Annotated in this window: 17 protein-coding genes and 1 pseudogene; 9 read left to right on the forward strand and 9 right to left on the reverse strand. The window is 73.8% G+C overall.

Translation table 11 applies throughout. The annotated features are described in order from the left end of the window. Window positions 1-25: 25 nt before the first annotated feature. Window positions 26-1,219, forward strand: a complete 1,194-nt coding sequence (locus ACF1AG_RS24845; RefSeq protein ID WP_359601688.1) for an RtcB family protein — start codon at window positions 26-28, stop codon at window positions 1,217-1,219. Window positions 1,220-1,254: 35 nt separating this feature from the next. On the opposite strand, the gene ACF1AG_RS24850 is transcribed toward ACF1AG_RS24845, so the two are convergent. From ACF1AG_RS24850 to ACF1AG_RS24870, 5 genes are all read right to left on the reverse strand, one after another. Next, the gene (locus tag ACF1AG_RS24850; protein WP_359601689.1) at window positions 1,255-2,082 is read right to left on the reverse strand and encodes an LAGLIDADG family homing endonuclease; all 828 of its coding nucleotides are present in this window, start codon (window positions 2,080-2,082) and stop codon (window positions 1,255-1,257) included. A gap of 227 nt (window positions 2,083-2,309) precedes the next feature. After that, window positions 2,310-2,873: a dihydrofolate reductase family protein gene (locus ACF1AG_RS24855; protein ID WP_359601690.1), complete on the reverse strand. Its 564-nt coding sequence runs from the start codon at window positions 2,871-2,873 to the stop codon at window positions 2,310-2,312. A 48-nt stretch (window positions 2,874-2,921) separates the two neighbouring features. After that, complete coding sequence (locus ACF1AG_RS24860) at window positions 2,922-3,110, reverse strand: hypothetical protein (protein ID WP_359601691.1); 189 nt, start codon at window positions 3,108-3,110, stop codon at window positions 2,922-2,924. After that, the gene (locus ACF1AG_RS24865) at window positions 3,107-3,886 is read right to left on the reverse strand and encodes an SDR family NAD(P)-dependent oxidoreductase (RefSeq protein ID WP_359601692.1); all 780 of its coding nucleotides are present in this window, start codon (window positions 3,884-3,886) and stop codon (window positions 3,107-3,109) included. The genes ACF1AG_RS24860 and ACF1AG_RS24865 overlap by 4 nt, the downstream gene beginning before the upstream one ends. Window positions 3,887-4,011: 125 nt before the next feature. Continuing rightward, window positions 4,012-4,347: a YnfA family protein gene (locus ACF1AG_RS24870; protein ID WP_033272608.1), complete on the reverse strand. Its 336-nt coding sequence runs from the start codon at window positions 4,345-4,347 to the stop codon at window positions 4,012-4,014. A 217-nt stretch (window positions 4,348-4,564) separates the two neighbouring features. Between ACF1AG_RS24870 and ACF1AG_RS24875 the strand changes: the two genes are divergently transcribed. The 7 genes and pseudogenes from ACF1AG_RS24875 (at window position 4,565) to ACF1AG_RS24905 (ending at window position 11,578) form a co-directional block, all read left to right on the forward strand. Beyond that, complete coding sequence (locus ACF1AG_RS24875; protein ID WP_359601716.1) at window positions 4,565-5,026, forward strand: MarR family transcriptional regulator; 462 nt, start codon at window positions 4,565-4,567, stop codon at window positions 5,024-5,026. 65 nt (window positions 5,027-5,091) lie between these two features. Further along, window positions 5,092-6,201 carry an LLM class flavin-dependent oxidoreductase gene (locus ACF1AG_RS24880; protein ID WP_359601693.1) on the forward strand — a complete coding sequence of 370 codons (1,110 nt, stop codon included), beginning with the start codon at window positions 5,092-5,094 and terminating at the stop codon, window positions 6,199-6,201. Beyond that, a pseudogene (locus tag ACF1AG_RS24885) lies at window positions 6,198-6,773 on the forward strand (CE1759 family FMN reductase); the annotation flags it as partial. The gene ACF1AG_RS24880 and the pseudogene ACF1AG_RS24885, both read left to right, overlap by 4 nt. A gap of 538 nt (window positions 6,774-7,311) precedes the next feature. Further along, the gene (locus ACF1AG_RS24890; protein ID WP_359601694.1) at window positions 7,312-8,040 is read left to right on the forward strand and encodes a response regulator transcription factor; all 729 of its coding nucleotides are present in this window, start codon (window positions 7,312-7,314) and stop codon (window positions 8,038-8,040) included. A 48-nt stretch (window positions 8,041-8,088) separates the two neighbouring features. Next, window positions 8,089-9,492: a HAMP domain-containing sensor histidine kinase gene (locus ACF1AG_RS24895; protein ID WP_359601717.1), complete on the forward strand. Its 1,404-nt coding sequence runs from the start codon at window positions 8,089-8,091 to the stop codon at window positions 9,490-9,492. 68 nt (window positions 9,493-9,560) lie between these two features. After that, on the forward strand, window positions 9,561-10,826 hold the full coding sequence (locus ACF1AG_RS24900) for an ArgE/DapE family deacylase (protein ID WP_391810416.1): 1,266 nt from the start codon (window positions 9,561-9,563) through the stop codon (window positions 10,824-10,826). A gap of 44 nt (window positions 10,827-10,870) precedes the next feature. Further along, window positions 10,871-11,578 carry an AAA family ATPase gene (locus tag ACF1AG_RS24905; RefSeq protein ID WP_086704811.1) on the forward strand — a complete coding sequence of 236 codons (708 nt, stop codon included), beginning with the start codon at window positions 10,871-10,873 and terminating at the stop codon, window positions 11,576-11,578. A 24-nt stretch (window positions 11,579-11,602) separates the two neighbouring features. On the opposite strand, the gene ACF1AG_RS24910 is transcribed toward ACF1AG_RS24905, so the two are convergent. From ACF1AG_RS24910 to ACF1AG_RS24925, 4 genes are all read right to left on the reverse strand, one after another. After that, the gene (locus ACF1AG_RS24910) at window positions 11,603-12,232 is read right to left on the reverse strand and encodes a VOC family protein (RefSeq protein WP_359601696.1); all 630 of its coding nucleotides are present in this window, start codon (window positions 12,230-12,232) and stop codon (window positions 11,603-11,605) included. 79 nt (window positions 12,233-12,311) lie between these two features. After that, the gene (locus tag ACF1AG_RS24915; protein ID WP_391810465.1) at window positions 12,312-13,802 is read right to left on the reverse strand and encodes a SulP family inorganic anion transporter; all 1,491 of its coding nucleotides are present in this window, start codon (window positions 13,800-13,802) and stop codon (window positions 12,312-12,314) included. Between the two features lie 476 nt (window positions 13,803-14,278). Further along, window positions 14,279-14,761, reverse strand: coding sequence for a DUF4396 domain-containing protein (locus ACF1AG_RS24920; RefSeq protein WP_391810417.1), 483 nt, complete (start codon window positions 14,759-14,761; stop codon window positions 14,279-14,281). Window positions 14,762-14,874: 113 nt separating this feature from the next. Further along, window positions 14,875-15,753 (reverse strand): alpha/beta hydrolase, encoded by an 879-nt coding sequence (locus tag ACF1AG_RS24925; protein ID WP_359744426.1) that lies wholly within the window; start codon window positions 15,751-15,753, stop codon window positions 14,875-14,877. A 125-nt stretch (window positions 15,754-15,878) separates the two neighbouring features. Here ACF1AG_RS24925 and ACF1AG_RS24930 point away from each other — a divergent pair, with 125 nt between their 5' ends. After that, complete coding sequence (locus tag ACF1AG_RS24930; RefSeq protein ID WP_391810418.1) at window positions 15,879-17,819, forward strand: BTAD domain-containing putative transcriptional regulator; 1,941 nt, start codon at window positions 15,879-15,881, stop codon at window positions 17,817-17,819. Window positions 17,820-17,821: the final 2 nt, after the last annotated feature.

A 17,821-nucleotide genomic window follows, 5' to 3' on the forward strand; every position in this document is an offset into this window, starting at 1 on the left:
GTGTTACCGGGGGAATGAGGACGCCATGTCGTACGTGGAACTGCCGGGCGCGAAGGTGCCGATCCGCATGTGGACGGACCCGTCCACGGTCGAGGAGGGCGCGCTCCAGCAACTGCGCAACGTCGCCACCCTGCCGTGGATCAAGGGTCTGGCCGTCATGCCGGACGTCCACTACGGCAAGGGCGCGACGGTCGGCTCGGTCATCGCGATGCGGGGCGCGGTGTGCCCGGCGGCGGTGGGCGTGGACATCGGCTGCGGCATGTCCGCGGTGAAGACGTCCCTGACGGCGAACGACCTGCCCGGCGACCTGTCCCGGCTGCGCTCGAAGATCGAGCAGGCGATCCCGGTGGGGCGGGGCATGCACGACGACCCGGTGGACCCCGGCCGTCTGCACGGCTTCGCCACGGGCGGCTGGGGCGACTTCTGGACCCGGTTCGGCGGGGTCGCGGACGCGGTGAAGTTCCGTGAGGAGCGAGCGACGAAACAGATGGGGACGCTCGGATCCGGAAATCATATGATCGAACTCTGTCTCGACCAGTCGGACGCGGTGTGGCTCATGCTGCACTCCGGTTCCCGCAACATCGGCAAGGAGCTGGCGGAGCACCACATCGGCGTCGCGCAGAGCCTCCCGCACAACCAGGGCCTGGTCGACCGGGATCTCGCCGTCTTCGTCGCGGACACCCCGCAGATGGTGGCGTACCGGAACGACCTGTTCTGGGCGCAGGAGTACGCGAAGTACAACCGCGCGATCATGATGGGGCTCCTCAAGGACGTCGTCCGCAAGGAGTTCAAGAAGGCGAAGCCGGTCTTCGAGCAGGAAATCTCCTGTCACCACAACTACGTGGCCGAGGAGCGCTACGAGGGGATGGACCTGCTCGTCACCCGCAAGGGCGCGATCCGCGCGGGCTCCGGTGAGTACGGAATCATCCCCGGGTCGATGGGGACGAGTTCCTACATCGTGAAAGGGCTCGGCAACGAGAAGGCCTTCAACTCGGCCTCTCACGGTGCCGGGCGTCGCATGAGCCGGAACGCGGCGAAGCGGCGCTTCACCGTACGGGACCTCGAGGAGCAGACGCGCGGCGTGGAGTGCCGCAAGGACTCCGGCGTACTGGACGAGATCCCCGGCGCCTACAAGAACATCGACCAGGTGATGCAGCAGCAGCGCGATCTGGTGGAGGTCGTCGCCAAGCTGAAGCAGTTCGTCTGCGTGAAGGGCTGACAGGGGGGAGGCCCCGGGCGCGAGCGCCTGGGGCCTCACACAGGGTCACTGCTCGTCGGGCAGGGGTACATGACCGGCCCGGAGCCGCCACAACCGGAGATTGCAGCTCTTCGCAGTGCGGCCGAGTACCTCGGCCGCCGCCGTCGGGCTGCCGAGTCGCAGCAGCACTCGGTCCTCGTCCGGGCTCCAGCGCCGCGCCGTGTAGGCGGACCGCATTCCCGCTGGGCGTGCCCAGCCGGCGAGCGAGTCAGCGACGGCCTGTTTCCGGGCCAGCGCGAGGCCGCCCGGGTAGTGAGGCCGCCCGGGTAGTAGAGGTCGGCTGCCAGACGCTGACCCGCTTCCATGGCGATGAGCACGTTGTAGATGCCGTCCCGGGCATTGCGTGCGATCGTTCGCCTGACTCCCGCTACCTCTTGGACGTAGGCGCAGAGGTAGCGGCCGATCGCCGTGCTGGCCGTCGTGAGCGAGACGAAAGGGAACCCCTTGCTCGTGTACCCCACCGATCCGTCGGCGTCGACGACTCCTCGCAGGTAGTCACGGCCGGAGAAGGCTTCACGCGGTGGTGCGACCGACCTCGACTTGCGTCCGTAGGGGAGGCCGAGGTCGTTGAGGATGGTCCTGGCTTCTAGGGGTAACAGGCCCCAGAGAGCCGAGGTATGTGCCTCGGCGAAATTGGTGGAGCGGTTGCGCCGAGGGATGCTGCTGCTGCACGGCGTCAGCCTCTGGAACTCGCGCCGGAGATCGATGTCCCTGGCGTTGACCTCCACCGTCAGCCGTCCGCGCTTTCTGGACTGCTGGGAGAGGTGCCCGTCGGCCTGCAGAAAGCCGAACATGTAGGCGTACTCGGGGACCGTGAGGTCCATGAACGGATGAGCGATAGGCTCGCATGCAGCCATGAGGAAGCGCGCCTTCCTTGCTGGTCGGGCCCTCGCTACGCTGGTCAGGCCCTCGCTACGGACCGGCATCCGGGCGAGGGCCGTCGAGTGATCGTCTGGCGCGAGACTAGGTCGGCCGTTCGGCGGCCGTATGGGTGATCGATGAAGTTCACCCGTGTGGGGCAACTCGGCGGGGACCGGCGTTCCGGCGCCGGTTACCGCTTCACGCGATGGCGCAGGTACGCCACGTTCGGGGTGAGCATGCGGGTCTCGACCAGGTCCAGGTGGACGCGGCGCTCGTCGTGGGGGAAGTAGCGGGTGCCTCCGCCGACCAGGACCGGGTGGACCACCGTGCGGTACTCGTCGATCAGGTCCGCCGCGGCCGCCTCGGCGGCGAGGGTCGGTCCGCCGATCGCGATCTCCCCCTCGCCCGGCTCCTCCCGCAGCCGCGCGATCTCCTCGGCGACGCTGCCGGTGGCCAGGCGGGCGTTGCCCCTCACCTCGGTCAGGGTGCGGGAGAAGACCACCTTGGGCAGGGGGTTCCACACCTCGGTCCACTCGCGCTCCGCGTCGCCGAGCGAGGGGTCGTCGGCGGCGGTCTCCCAGTAGAGCATCGTCTCGTAGAGCCGTCGGCCGAGCAGATGGACGCCGAGCTTCCGGGTCTCGTCGATCCAGAAGCGGAAGACCTCCTCCTCGGGCGCCGACCAGTCGAGGCCGCCGTCCGGGCCGGTGACGTAGCCGTCGAGCGAGATGCCCATCGCGTAGGTCACGTCGCGCATGGCCGGTCCTCCTCGGTGTCGGGGCCCCCGTACCCGTACAGGATGGCCCTACTTGGCGTGCCGCACCGCATAGATCATCACGAACGCCACGATGTGGATGCCGAAGAGGAAGTAGCCGAGGTAGAGCCAGACGTACCGCTCGCGCTTCTTCTCCAGTTCCAGGCGGCGCCGCTCGCCGTCCGTGGTCCCGCCGCCTTGCGGGGCGGCGCCCTCGGCCGTCCCGCCGTCCGTGGTCATCGTGCCTCCCGGTGCACCTTGGTGTTGGACGCCTGGGCGCGCGGGCGGACGACCAGCAGGTCGATGTTCACGTGCGGAGGCCGGGTCACGGCCCAGGCGACGGTGTCGGCCACGTCGTCCGCGGTGAGGGGCTCGGCGACGCCCTCGTAGACCTTGGCGGCCTTCTCCGTGTCGCCACCGAACCGGGTCAGGGCGAACTCCTCCGTCTTCACCATCCCGGGCGCGATCTCGATCACCCGCACCGGGCGGCCGACGATCTCCAGGCGCAGGGTCTCGGCGAGGACGTGCTCGGCGTGCTTGGCGGCGACGTAGCCGGCGCCGCCCTCGTAGGCGGCGTGCGCGGCGGTGGAGGAGACCACCACGACCGTGCCGTCGCCGCTCGCGTCCAGCTTGGGCAGCAGGGCCTGGGTGAGGTTGAGGGTGCCGATGACGTTGGTCTCGTACATCGTGCGCCAGTCCTGCGGGTCGCCGGTGGCGACCGGGTCGGCGCCGAGTGCGCCGCCCGCGTTGTTGACCAGCACGCCGACGGTGCGGAACGCGGTGGCGAACTCGTCGACGGCGGCGCGGTCGGTGACGTCGAGGGGGTACGCCGTCGCGGAATGCCCGGCCGTGGTCAGCTCCTCGGCGAGCGCCTCGATGCGGTCCTTGCGGCGGGCGGTGAGGACGACGCGGTAGCCGGCCTCGGCGAGCCTGCGTGCCGTGGCGGCGCCGATCCCGCTGCTCGCGCCCGTGACGACGGCGATGCGGGACGCGGCGGGCGGTACGGCGGTGGCCATGAGCTGCTCCTGGGGCGGGCGGTGGCAGGGGGCGGGCGGCGCGTGCGGTACGGCCGTATCCGGCCAGCATAAGCGGGGGCGAGAAGGGGGCGGGCGGGCCCTCGTGGGCCGGATCGGCCGCCGCGTCAGCCGTTCCGCGGGGCCCACATGATGACCGCCATGCCGGCCAGGCACACCAGCGCGCCGGTGATGTCCCAGCGGTCCGGGCGGTAGCCGTCGGCGACCACGCCCCACAGGATCGACCCGGCGACGAAGATCCCGCCGTACGCGGCGAGGACCCGGCCGAAGTGGGCGTCGGGCTGGAAGGTGGCGACGAAGCCGTACGCGCCGAGGGCGAGGACGCCGCCGGCCGCCCACATCCAGCCGCGGTGTTCGCGCACGCCCTGCCAGACCAGCCAGGCGCCGCCGATCTCCAGGATCGCGGCGAGGACGAACAGGGCGGCGGAGCGGAGGATCAGCATGGCGGCAGCTTGGCACGGGCCGCCCGCGTCACCTGTTGGAGGGCGCCTGCGCCGGTGCGGTGCGAGGGATACATGCCCCGTGACGGACGCAGCGGACGGACGGGCCGGGGACACGGCGACGACGACGGGGCCGCCGGGGGAGGGGAGGGCGACAGGGCTGCCGGGGGAGCGGCGGACGCGGCTGACGGCGGAGCTGGCGGTGGTGGCCCGGCGGTACATGGCGTCGTACGCGCTGTTGAACCAGGCGCTCGCCGACCGTCTGGGCCTGCACCCGACCGACCTGCAGTGTCTGAACCTGCTCACCCTGGAAGCCGGCCCGGTGACGACCGGGCGGATCGCGGAGCTGACGGGGCTGACCGCCGGGTCGGCGACGCGGCTGGTGGACCGGCTGGAGCGGGCCGGGTACGTGGTGCGGGCGCGGGACGAGGGCGACCGTCGGCTGGTGCTGGTCGTGCCGGTGCCGGAGCGGGTCGCCGAGGTGGCGCGGGTGTGGGAGCGGGTCGGGAGCGGCTGGTTCGCGCTCTTCGACGACCTGGACGACCGTGAGCTGACGCTGTTCGTCGAGCACATGCGGCGCACCACGGAGTACGTCGCCGAGCAGGCGGCCCGGCTGCGGGCGGGGGAGTCGATGCCTGTGGGGAGGGGGGATCGGGGGGCCGTGTCCGGGCAGGCGGAATAGGAGGAGGGCGGGCGCCGTTCCAGGGGTATAGTTGAAGCATAAACAAACCTGGAGGGTGAGCGGCCATGCAGTTCGGGATCTTCAGCGTCGGGGACGTCACCCCCGACCCGACGACGGGGCGTACGCCGACCGAGCGCGAGCGGATCAAGGCCATGGTCGCCATCGCGCTGAAGGCCGAGGAGGTCGGCCTGGACGTGTTCGCGACCGGCGAGCACCACAACCCGCCGTTCGTGCCGTCCTCGCCGACCACCATGCTCGGTTACATCGCGGCCCGCACCGAGCGGCTGCTGCTGTCCACCTCCACCACGCTGATCACCACCAACGACCCGGTGAAGATCGCCGAGGACTACGCCATGCTCCAGCACCTGGCCGACGGCCGGGTGGACCTGATGATGGGGCGCGGCAACACCGGCCCGGTCTACCCCTGGTTCGGCCAGGACATCCGGCAGGGCATCAACCTCGCGATCGAGAACTACGCCCTGCTGCACCGGCTGTGGCGCGAGGACGTCGTCGACTGGGAGGGACGCTTCCGCAGCCCGCTGCAGAGCTTCACCTCCACGCCCCGCCCGCTGGACGGCGTGCCGCCGTTCGTCTGGCACGGGTCCATCCGCTCGCCGGAGATCGCCGAGCAGGCCGCGTACTACGGCGACGGCTTCTTCCACAACAACATCTTCTGGCCGGCCGACCACACCAAGCGGATGGTCGAGCTGTACCGCAGCCGGTACGCCCACTACGGGCACGGCACCCCCGAGCAGGCGATCGTCGGGCTCGGCGGGCAGGTCTTCATGCGGAAGAACTCGCAGGACGCGGTGCGCGAGTTCCGGCCGTACTTCGACGTCGCGCCGGTGTACGGGCACGGGCCCTCGCTGGAGGAGTTCACCGCGCAGACCCCGCTGACCGTGGGCTCCCCGCAGCAGGTGATCGAGAAGACGCTGTCCTTCCGCGACTACGCAGGCGACTACCAGCGCCAGCTGTTCCTGATGGACCACGCCGGGCTGCCGCTGAAGACCGTGCTGGAGCAGCTCGACCTGCTCGGCGAGGAGGTCGTGCCGGTGCTGCGGAAGGAGTTCGCGAAGGGGCGTCCGGCCTCCGTGCCGGAGGCGCCCACGCACGCCTCGCTGCTGGGCGCCGCGCGGAAGGGCGCCGACACCGCCGAGGAAGGGGCGCGGACATGAGGATCGTCGTCGTGTCGGCCGGGCTGAGCGTGCCGTCGTCGACCCGGCTGCTGGGTGACCGGCTCGCGTCGGCCGCGGTCGCCTCGGCGGGCGCCGGGCCCGGCGACGTCCGGGTGGTCGAGCTGCGGGACCTCGCCGTGGAGATCGCGCACACCTTCACCAACGGCTTCCCCGGCCCCGCGCTGTCGGAGGCGTTCGACGCGGTGAGCGGGGCGGACGGGCTGATCGTGGTCACACCGGTGTTCTCGGCGTCGTACAGCGGGCTGTTCAAGTCCTTCTTCGACGCGCTGAGCTCCACCGAGCCGGAGGCCCTGACCGGCATGCCGGTGCTGATCGCGGCGACCGGCGGCAGCGCGCGGCACTCCCTGGTCCTGGACCACGCGCTCCGTCCCCTCTTCTCCTACCTCCGCGCGGTCGTCGTCCCGACGGGTGTCTACGCCGCGTCCGAGGACTGGGGCGCGGAGGGGCTGGACGCCCGGATCGGGCGGGCGGCGGGTGAGCTGGTCGCCTGGGCGGCGGGCGCGGGAGCGGCGCCCCGGCGGGCGGCTCCGGCCGGCGTACCCGGCCCGCGGGACGTCCCGCCCGGCGGGCGGACCACCCCGGTCCTGACCGGCACGGAGGCCGCCTCGGGCGGTCCGGCACTGCGGCAGGCCGCCGCCTCGGCCGGCACGGGTCCGGACGGTCGTCCGTCGCCGGGGTCCGGGGCGGTGCCCGATGGCCGGGAGTCCTCGCAGGGTGGCCCTGCGAGCCCTGGTCCGCATGCGCCGGACGGCGCCCCGTCGCCCGGCTCCGTGACGGCGCTCGCGCAGGGCCCGGCCGGCCGGGAGGCCTCGCAGGGCGGCACCGCGGGCAGCCGTCCGGCCGCGGCGGACGGGCGGCCGTCACCCGGGCCCGGGGAGGCGCCCGGCGGGAGGCCGGCCCAGCACTCCGGGCCCCGGCACGGGACGTCCGGGGGCGCGCCCCTCCCCAAGAAGGACACGTTCGAGAACGTGACCCCCTTCGAGGAGCGGCTCGCCGCGCTGCGCCCTGGTGGGTGAGACGGCGGTAAGAAGCGGGGGCCCGGACGGCCTGCGGGGCCGCCGGGCCCCGGCGGCTTGGCACACTGGGCGGGTGCCGCACACCGTTCTGCTCGCCGAAGACGACCGCGCCATCCGCAACGCGCTGGAGCGCGCGCTGACCCTGGAGGGCTACCGCGTCACGGCCGTCGCCGACGGCGTCGAGGCGCTGGCCCAGGCCCACCGCAGCCGGCCCGACGTGCTGGTGCTCGACGTGATGATGCCCGGCATCGACGGGCTCCAGGTGTGCCGGGTGCTGCGCGCCGAGGGCGACCGCACCCCCGTGCTGATACTGACCGCGCTGGTGGAGACCGCCGACCGGATCGCCGGGCTCGACGCGGGCGCCGACGACTACGTCGTCAAGCCGTTCGACGTCGAGGAGGTCTTCGCCCGGCTCCGCGCCCTCCTGCGCCGCGCCGCCCCCGAACCCGCCGAGCCCGCGCCGGCCGTCGCCCAGGCGGCCGAGGCGCCCGCGCCGACCGGCCGCTTCCTGGAGGCGGCGGGCCTCCGCATGGACCCGCAGGCCCGCCGGGCCTGGCGCGGAGACCGCGAACTGGAGCTGACCCGCACCGAGTTCGAACTGCTGGAACTGCTCATCCGCCACGCCGGCGTGGTCCTCGAGCACTCCACCATCTACGACCGCATCTGGGGCTACGACTTCGGCCCCGGCTCCAAGAACCTCGCCGTCTACGTCGGCTACCTGCGCCGCAAGCTCGACGAGCCCGGCGCCCCGCAGCTCATCCACACGGTGCGCGGGGTGGGCTACGTGCTGCGGGAGGGCTGAGTGACGGCCGGCAGCGGTGCGCACCGGCCGTCGGTCCCGCGCCGCCGGATGCGGCTGCTGTCGCTGGGCACGACCTTCGCGGTGGCGTTCGCCGCGGTCACCGCGACCGTCACGCTACTGATCGGCTTCCTGTCGTACAACGCGGCCGCGCGGCTGGTGCGGGTGGACCAGCAGTCCGTCTTCGACGAGGTGGTGCAGGACCTGAGCGCGGAGGTGCGGCGGAACCGGATGTCGCCGCACGACTTCTCCTCCGCCGCGCCCGGCCACGACCTGGTGCGCCCGGCCCGCACCGACGTGCAGGTGCTCGGACCGGACGGCAGGGTCTTCGACCCCGGCGACCCCGGGCTGCCCGTGGAGGACGACGACCGCCGGATCGCGGGAGCCGCCGACGCCGGGCGGGTGGTCGTGCACGCCGGGGTGGACGTCGGCGACGACGTCTACCGGGTGGCGACCGTCTCCCTGGGCGGCGGCCGGGGCGCGGTGCAGGTCGCGCAGGAGTTCAGCGACACGGAGGACCTGCTGCGGGCGCTGCAACGGCGCACGTTCCTGCTCATGGCGGCCGTGGTGGTCGCCGCCGGGCTGTTCGGCTGGTGGCTGGCCCGGCGCATCACCCGCCGTCTCGTGGTGCTCACCGACACCGCCGAGGCCGTCGCCCGCACGCGCCGCCTCGGCATCCAGGTGCCCGTCGCCGGCTACGACGAGGTGGGGCGCCTCGGCCGCGCCTTCGACCGGATGCTGGGCCGGCTCGCCCAGTCCGAGGAGGACCAGCGCCGGCTGGTCCAGGACGCGGGACACGAACTGCGCACCCCGCTCACCTCCCTGCGCACCAACATCTCGATGCTGCGCCGCATCGACGAGCTCCCCCCGGACAGCCGCGAGGAGCTGGTCACCGACCTCGCCCAGGAGGCGCGGGAGCTGACCGACCTCGTCAACGAGCTCGTCGACCTGGCGGCCGGGCAGTCCGACACGGAACCGCCGCAGCACATCGACCTCGCGGACGTCGCCGAGGAGGTCGCGGGCCTCGCCCGGCGGCGCACGGGACGCGAGATCCAGGTCCACGCCGGCGGGGACACCACGACCCACGGACGGCCCGGGATGCTCACCCGGGCGCTGTCCAACCTGGTGGAGAACGCGGTCAAGTTCGACCGCGCGGGCCGGGCGCCGGTCGAGATCCACGTGGCGGGTCCGGCCCGCCCGGGCACGGTACGGGTGGAGGTCCGCGACCGGGGCCCGGGCATCGCCGACGACGACCTGACCCGCGTCTTCGACCGCTTCTACCGGGCCGCCGAGGCGCGCGCCCTGCCCGGTTCGGGCCTGGGCCTCTCGATCGTCCGCGAAGTGGCGCTCGCCCACGGCGGGGCCCCCTACGCCTTCCACCGGGAGGGCGGCGGCACGGTCACGGGCTTCACGGTGGCGGGGGCGACGGAGGAACGGCACGGGTCGGGGGCGTAACCCTCGCAGCGCCTGCGCAGGATGCATGCGGGGGCCGTGTCGGGCCGGTCCCCGTGAGGGGAGGCGTCGTGCTGAGCGATGACGAGAGTGCCGCGCTGGCCGCGGTGGACGCCGCGGCGATCGCGCGGACGTTGATGGAACTGATCTCCGTGCCGAGCGTCACGGGGAGCGCCGCCGAGTCGGAGCTGCAGCATCAGCTGGCCGGGCGGCTGGAGTGGCTGGGGCTGGACGTCGACCTGTGGTCGATGGACCTGCCCGCACTGCGCGCCGACCCGCACTTCCCCGGCACGGAGGCGCCGCGCGAGGAGGCGTGGGGGCTGGTGGGGACGACGCCCGACGGGGGTGACGGGCCGACGCTGATCCTCCAGGGTCACGTCGACGTCGTACCGCCGGGGGACCTGGCCGCGTGGGACGGGGACCCGTTCGTGCCGCGCGCGGAGGGGGACCTCGTGCACGGGCGCGGGGCGTGCGACATGAAGGCCGGTCTGGCGGCGCACCTCGCCGCGCTCGCGGCGATACGGGCGGCCGGGGTCCGGCTGCGCGGCCGGGTCGCCGCGCACTTCGTGGTCGGCGAGGAGGACGGCGGTCTCGGCGCGTTCGGCACGCTGCGGCGCGGTCACACCGGCGACGCCTGCGTCATCGCCGAGCCCACCGCCGGAACGCTGATCACCGCCAACGCGGGCGCGCTGACCTTCCGGATCGCCGTGCCGGGCCGGGCCGCGCACGGCAGTTCCCGGAAGGAGGGCGTCAGCGCCGTCGACGCCTACCTCCCGCTGCACCGGGCGCTGGCCGCGCTGGAGGAGGAGCGGAACCGGGACCCGGACCCGCTGCTCGCGGAGTACCCGCTGCCGTACGGCCTGTCGGTGGGCACGCTGCGGGCGGGGGACTGGGCCAGCAGCGTGCCGGACCTGCTGGTGGCGGAGGGCCGCTTCGGCGTACGGCTCGGCGAGGACCCGGCGGAAGCGCGCGCCGCGCTGGAGCGGTGCGTGGCCGAGGCGTGCGCCGCGGACCCCTGGCTGCGTGACCACCCGGCGACGGTGACCTGGCCGGGCGGGCAGTTCGCGAGCGGCATGCTGCCCGAGGGACACCCTCTCGCCGGCACGGTCGGCGCCGCGCACGCCGACGCGACGGGCGGGGGCGTGCCCCGGCGGCGCGGGGCGACGTACGGCAGCGACCTGCGGCACTACACCGGCGCCGGGATACCGGCCCTGCAGTACGGGCCCGGCGACATCGCGGTGGCGCACAGCGCGCGGGAGCACGTGAGTGTGCGGGAGGTGGTGGAGACGGCGCGGACACTGGTGCTGACGGTGCTGCGGACGGTGGGCACCAAGTGAGCGGGCGGGCTGCCCGCCCGGCCGCCCCGTGACAGACTCGACCCGTGATCATCGAACGTGCGTACGCCCATGTGGGTGCCTACGACGCGGGGGAGTGGCCCTGGTCGGTCCCGTGCGTCCGCGCGCTCCTCGACGGCGGTCTGCGGTTCACCGCCCCGGTCACCTTCGTCGTCGGCGAGAACGGCTCCGGCAAGTCGACCCTGGTCGAGGCGCTCGCCGAAGGCTTCGGTCTGGACCCGTGGGGCGGCTCGCACGAGTGGCGTTACGCGAGCCCCCGCGCCAAGTCGGTGCTGGGCGAGCACATCCGCTTCGACGCGGCGCCCCGCGGCCGCCGCATGCTCGCCTCCTGGTCCGCCCGCCAGGGCTTCTTTCTGCGCGCCGAGACAGCCCTGGACGCCCTCGGCCGGGAGGGCCTCGCCCCGGACGAGCGCAGTCACGGCGAGGGCTTCCTCGCGGCGTTCCGCGACAAGTTCCTGCGCCCCGGCCTGTACGTCATGGACGAGCCCGAGGCCGCCCTGTCCTTCTCCTCCTGCCTGGAACTGCTCGGCCACATCGACCAGCTGACGCGGGCCGGAGCGCAGGTGGTGTGCGCCACCCACTCCCCGCTGCTGACCGCCCTGCCCGGCGCGGACGTCGTCGAGGTCGGCGACCACGGCATCCGGCGCACCGCCTGGCAGGACCTCGCCCTGGTCGACCACTGGCGGCGCTACCTCGCCGACCCGACGGCGTACCTGCGGCACGTACTGGAGTGACCTGTCCCCGACGGCAGGGGCGGCTCACTCGCCGGGCTTCCGCTCCGGCGCCTCGCAGACGTAGCCGTCGGGGTCGGTGAAGGGGCCGACGGGGCTGACGAGGGCGATGCGGTGGGAGCCGCTGCCCTCGGTGGACACGCCCGTGACCTTCCCCAGCGCCTTGCGCTTGTACAGCGACAGCTTGACGCTGCCGGGGTCGCCCTTGAACTCGACGTACTTGCCGCCGAAGCTCTTGCCGACGGTGAGCCCGCGCCCGGCGTAGAACTGCCTGGTGGCCTTCACGTCCTCCACACCGAGGAGCAGCACGATCTCGTCGATCGTCCGGGTGACCGGGCCGGTGTTCTTCTTCGTCGAGGTCACCAGCTGCCAGATCGTGCCGTCGGGCGCCTGGACGACGCCGCCGTAGCCCCACAGGGACTTCTCGGCGGGCTTCAGCTGGGTGGCGCCGGCGTCGAGTGCGGCGCGGTGCAGCGCGTCGACGTCACCGGGCTGGGACACGACCAGCGACAGGGTGAAGCCGCGGAAGCCGCTCGTGGGCTCGTCGGACGGGCGCAGGCGCACCCGCTCCCGGTCCAGGCCGAAGGCGTCGGAGTAGAAGCGCGCGGCGGCCGTGGGGTCGGCCACCTCCAGCGTGACGGAGTCGATGGAGTTCATGCAGTCGACGGTAGGGCCGCCCCGGTCGCCGGCGCTTCTCGGAAACTGACCGGTTGCCGGGGCCGTCTGGGCCGTCCGGTCAGCCGCCGGCGAGCTCGCCGCTCAGCGTCTTGTGCATCCGTGCGCTGGGCTCGTTCAGCCCGACGATCTCGACGGTCTTGCCGCGCTGGGCGTACTTCGTCTCGACGGCGTCCAGCGCGGCCACCGACGACGCGTCCCAGATGTGTGCGGCGGACAGGTCGATCACGACGCGGTCGGGGTCGGTGGCGTAGGAGAACTGGCCGACCAGCTCGTTGGAGGAGGCGAAGAACAGCTCACCGGTGACCCGGTAGACCACGGTGGCGCCGTCCGGGTCGGTGACCGCGGTGACCTCGGCCAGCCGCGCGACGCGCCGCGCGAACACCACCATCGCGGTGATCGAGCCGACGACGACGCCGATGGCGAGGTTGTGGGTGGCGACCACGCAGACGACGGTGACCAGCATGACGACGGTCTCCCCGAGCGGCATCCGCCGCAGCGTCCTCGGAGCGATCGAGTGCCAGTCGAAGGTGGCCACCGACACCATCACCATGACCGCGACCAGCGCCGCCATCGGGATGTCGGAGACGACCGGCCCGAACACGATGCACAGCACCATCAGGAACGCGCCCGCCAGGAACGTCGACAGCCGGGTCCGCGCCCCGGACACCCGCACGTTGATCATCGTCTGGCCGATCATCGCGCAGCCGCCCATGCCGCCGAAGAAGCCGGTGACGATGTTGGCGACGCCCTGCCCGAGGGACTCACGGGTCTTGGAGGAGCGGGTGTCGGTGATGTCGTCGACCAGCTTGGCCGTCATCAGCGACTCCATCAGGCCGACGAGCGCCATGGCGAACGCGTACGGCGCGACGGTGGTCAGCGTGTCCAGGGTGAACGGCACGTCCGGCAGCCCCGGAACCGGCAGTGCCGACGGCAGGTCGCCCTTGTCGCCGACCGTCGGCACGGCGATCCCGGCCGCGACGGTGATCACGGTGAGGATCACGATGGACACCAGCGGCGCCGGGACCACGCCGGTGAGTCTCGGGAAGAACACCATCATCGCCAGGCCCGCCGCGATCAGCGGATAGACCGGCCACGGCACGTCCGTCATCTCCGGCACCTGCGCCATGAAGATCAGGACGGCGAGGGAGTTGACGAAGCCGACCATCACGCTGCGCGGCACGAACCGCATCAGCTTCGCCACCCCGAGCGCGCCCAGCACGATCTGGAACACGCCCGCGAGGATCACGGCGGCCACCAGGTACCCGAAGCCGTGCTCGCGGTTGAGCGGGGCGATGACGAGGGCGACGGCGCCGGTCGCCGCCGAGATCATGGCGGGCCGGCCGCCGACGAGCGCGATCGTCACGGCCATGGTGAACGAGGCGAACAGACCGACCGCCGGGTCGACCCCGGCGATGATCGAGAAGGAGATCGCCTCGGGGATCAGCGCCAGCGCCACGACCAGACCGCCGAGCACCTCGGTGCGCAGCACCTTCGGGTCGGAGAGCCAGGACGGACGCCGGGAGCCGCGCAGCCAGGCGGACGGGGACAGTGCGGAGAACGCGGAAGGCGTGGACAAAGGAGCGAGAACCTGTCGTTGCTCGGGCGCGCCCGGGACGGGGCGGGGGCACGCGGGAGGGGCGTGGGACGCCCCGTGCGGAGGGGAGGTCCGGGCCGGGAATCAGTCGGCGTGGGGCCCGGGGACCACGGTGGTGCGGCGCGGAAGGGCTCCGGACGCCGGCCGGGGGCGAAGGGTCACGGCGGGAAGGCGGCGGCGCGGGGCATCACGGACATGCGCTCGCTCTCTCCTGCGGACTGCGGTCTTCGCCGGGGGCTTCGTCGGCCCCGACACGGCTGACCGGACCACTTTACCCGTCGCCCGGGTCCGTCCTACTGCCGTGCGTGCGGGGCCCGACGGCCCCGCTCACAGGTGCCCCGTCCGCTCGACCGCCGGCCGGCGCGGAGGGGCCGGCGGTCGAGCGGACCGGCGGAGCCGGGCGGTGGGCCGGGGCGGGGCCGGTGGTGCGGTCAGTGGTGGGCGTGGTGGGCGTGGACCACCGCGTGGCCCTTGCCCCGGCCGATCATCCACTTGTTGACCGGGGTGGTGACCAGGAAGGCGACGGCGAAGCCGCCGAGCAGCGCGTACCAGAACAGGCCCTCGGACAGCTGGGCGTCCATCGCCCCCGGCGTCAGCGCGATGATGGCGTTGTCGACCAGCTCCATCACCGCGATGGAGACGGTGTCGGCGGCCAGCGCGACCTTCACGGCGGCCTTCGGCGACACCCCGGCGCGCACCACGGCGAACAGGGTGAAGGAGTAACCGAAGACGAAGGCCAGGCCGATGGCCAGGACCATCGTCGGGACGTTGCCCCACAGCAGGGCCGTGCCGATGGCCATGCCCAGGATCTCGCCGACCGCGCAGCCGAGCAGGCAGTGCAGCGTCGCCCGGATCGCCATCGACCAGGTCGCGCCGGGCGCGGCGCCGGTGTGGTGGTGCATGGCGTGGTCCATGACCTCATCCCCCTTCGAGGCGTCACGGGGACGGTGCCGCCCCCGCGCACACTCCGAACGATATACCCCATGGGGGTATTCCGGCCAGGGGTGATTCTTTTACGTCGGCCCCGTCAGCGGGTCAACAGGTCCCGGATCGCCGCCGTCACCTCCTCCGGCGCCTCCTCGGCCATGAAGTGCCCGGCCTCGGTCAGCCGGTGGTCCAGGTCCGGCGCCCAGGCCCGCCACACCGCCGACGCGTCGTAGCCCAGCTGGGCGCCCCAGTCCTGCTGGAGGACCGTCACCGGCATCGTGAGCCGGGTACCCGCGTCCAGGTCCGCCCGGTCGTGCTCGATGTCGACGGTCGCCGAGGCCCGGTAGTCGGCGACGATCGACGGCACCGCAGCGCGGCCGGCCCGCAGATACGCGGCCCGCACCTCCGGCGGCAGCGCGTCCGGTCCGGTGGACCAGGCGTCGAGGAACGACCCGAAGAAGGCGTCCGCACTGCCCGCGATCATCGCCTCCGGCAGGCCGGGCGGCTGCGCCATCAGATACAGGTGGAAGGCGACCGCCGCGGAGACGCCGTGCAGGACGTCCCACATGTCGAGCGTCGGCACGACGTCGAGGATGCCGAGGTGCGTGACGGTCTCGGGGTGGTCGAGCCCGGCCCGGAAGGCGACGAGGGCGCCCCGGTCGTGCCCGACGAGGGCGAAGCGGTCGTGGCCGAGCGCGGCGGCCAGCGCCACGACGTCGGCCGCCATGGTGCGCTTGGCGTACACGCCGGGGCTGTCGGCGGCCGGTTTGTCGCTGGCGCCGTAGCCGCGCAGGTCGGGGCAGATCACGGTGTGGCCGGCGGCGAGCCGCTCGGCGACGTGCCGCCACATGAGATGCGTCTGCGGGAACCCGTGCAGCAGTACGACGGGACTGCCGTGCCCGCCGACGGCTGCCGCCAGCTCGACGCCGTCCACGCCGGGAAGGCGGAGCTGCTCGAAGCCGGGGATGGTAGGGGTCATGAGGGTGTGTCCAGTTCTCCAGGGTGCGGGGACCTGAGCAGCGTGGGGGAAGGCGATGAGCAGCGGATCAGTGCGGCGCAGTGCGGGCGCGCACCCTCGGCCCTCCACCCACCAGGATGGAACCCATGCGCATCGACGTCCTCGGCGCCGTCCAGGCCTTCCGGGACGACGGCAGCCCCGTCCCCCTCGGCGGCCCCCGGCACCGTGAGGTCCTCGGGCGTCTCGTCGCCGCCGAGGGGCGGATGGTCACCACCGAGACGCTCGTCGACGATCTGTGGGCCGAACAGCCGCCGGCCCGTGCCGTCGGCGCCCTGCGTACGTTCGTCGCCGCGCTGCGCCGCGCCCTGGAACCGGACAGGGCGCCCCGCACCCCGCCCCGTGTCCTGGTCACCGAGGGCCCCGGTTACGCCCTGCGCCTGCCGCGCGAGGACGTCGACGTGCACCGCTTCCAGGACGCCCTGGCCCGCGCCCGGCGCACCCCCGGCGAGGTGGCCGCGCTCGGCGAGGCCCTAGCGGCCTGGCGCGGCCCCGCCTACGCCGACGTGACCGGCTCCGCGTGGGCGGAACGCGAACGCGCCCGGCTGGAGGAGTTGCGGGCGGAGGCGGTCGAACTGCGCGCCCGCCTCCTCCTCGACCGGGGCGACGGTTCCGGCCTGGTGACCGATCTGCGCGACCACGTCGCCGCGCACCCCTGGCGTGAGCCCGCCTGGACGCTCTTCGCCCGCGCCCTGCACCACGCGGGCCGCCGCGCCGACGCCCTGGACACCCTCCGCCGTGCCCGCTCCACCCTCGCCGACCAGCTCGGGCTCGACCCTGGCGCCGAGCTGCTGCGCCTGGAGACGGGCATCCTCAACGGGGTGGCCCCGTCCGCCGCCCCGGCCGCCACCTGGACCGGCCCCGGCGTCCCGCTCGGTCCGCGCACCACCGTGGACCTGGCCCGCACCCTGGCCCTGGCGGGCGGCGACGCGCTGGTCCGCTCCCGCAGCGACCGCCTCGCCGCGATCACCGCGGCGGAACGCACCGGTGACCTCGCCCTCACCGCCCGGATCATCGGCGCGTACGACGTGCCCGCCCTGTGGACCCGGGCCGACGACCCCGCGCAGTCCCGGGCGGTCGTCGAGGCCGCCGCACGCACCCTCGCCGCGCTCGGCCCCGACGCCCCCGCCGACCTGACCGTCCGTCTGCTGGCGACGGTCGCGGTCGAGAGCCGCAGCGCCGACCTGACCCCGCCGGAGCGGGACCGCGCCCGGGACGCGGCCCGGCGGGCGGAGGCGCTGGCCCGGGAACTGGGCGACCCCGCCCTCCTGGCGTTCGCCCTGAACGGGGTGTTCCTGCAGTCCTTCACCCGCCCCGGGCTCGCGGCGGCCCGCGACCGCACCGGCGCCGAGATCCTCGACCTGGCCACCGCGCACGACCTGCCCGCCTTCGCCGTGCTCGGCCGGCTCGTGCGCCTCCAGTCCGCCTCCGCCCTCGGCGACCTGGACACCGCGTCCGCGCACGCGGAGGCCGCCGAACGGCTCGCCGCCGCCACCGAGGCGCCCCTCGTCCCCGTCCTCACGGCGTGGTTCCGGGCCCGGGCCGCGGCGACCCGCAGCACCGAGCCGGGCGGACCGTCCCCCGCCACGGTCGCCGCGCACTACCGCACCGCCGACGAGGCCCTCCGCACCGCGGGCATGCCGGGCATGCGCCGGGGCCTGCTCCCGCTGGCCCTGCTGGGCCTGCGCCTGCTGCACGGCCGGCCCGCGCCCGCCGACCCCCGCCTCGACCGAGGCCCGTACCGCCCTTGGACGGAGCCCCTCCTCCTGCTCGACCAGGGCCGCGAGGCACAGGCCCGCACCGCCCTCGCCGCGGCCCCCGCACCCCCGCCCGACCACCTGCAGGAGGCGCTGTGGTGCCTGACCGCCCGTGCCGCCGTCCGCCTGGGCGACCGCGACACCGCGGCCCGCGCCGCGACCGCCCTCCGCGGCGCCCGCGCCGAACACGCGGGCGCCGCATCCGGCCTGCTGACCCTGGGCCCGGTGGCGGCGTACCTGGAGGAGGCGGAGGAGTGCGCGGGCGCGCACTGATT

This window comes from Streptomyces sp. NPDC014764 (assembly GCF_043082785.1).
In the GTDB taxonomy this organism is placed as follows: domain Bacteria; phylum Actinomycetota; class Actinomycetes; order Streptomycetales; family Streptomycetaceae; genus Streptomyces; species Streptomyces althioticus.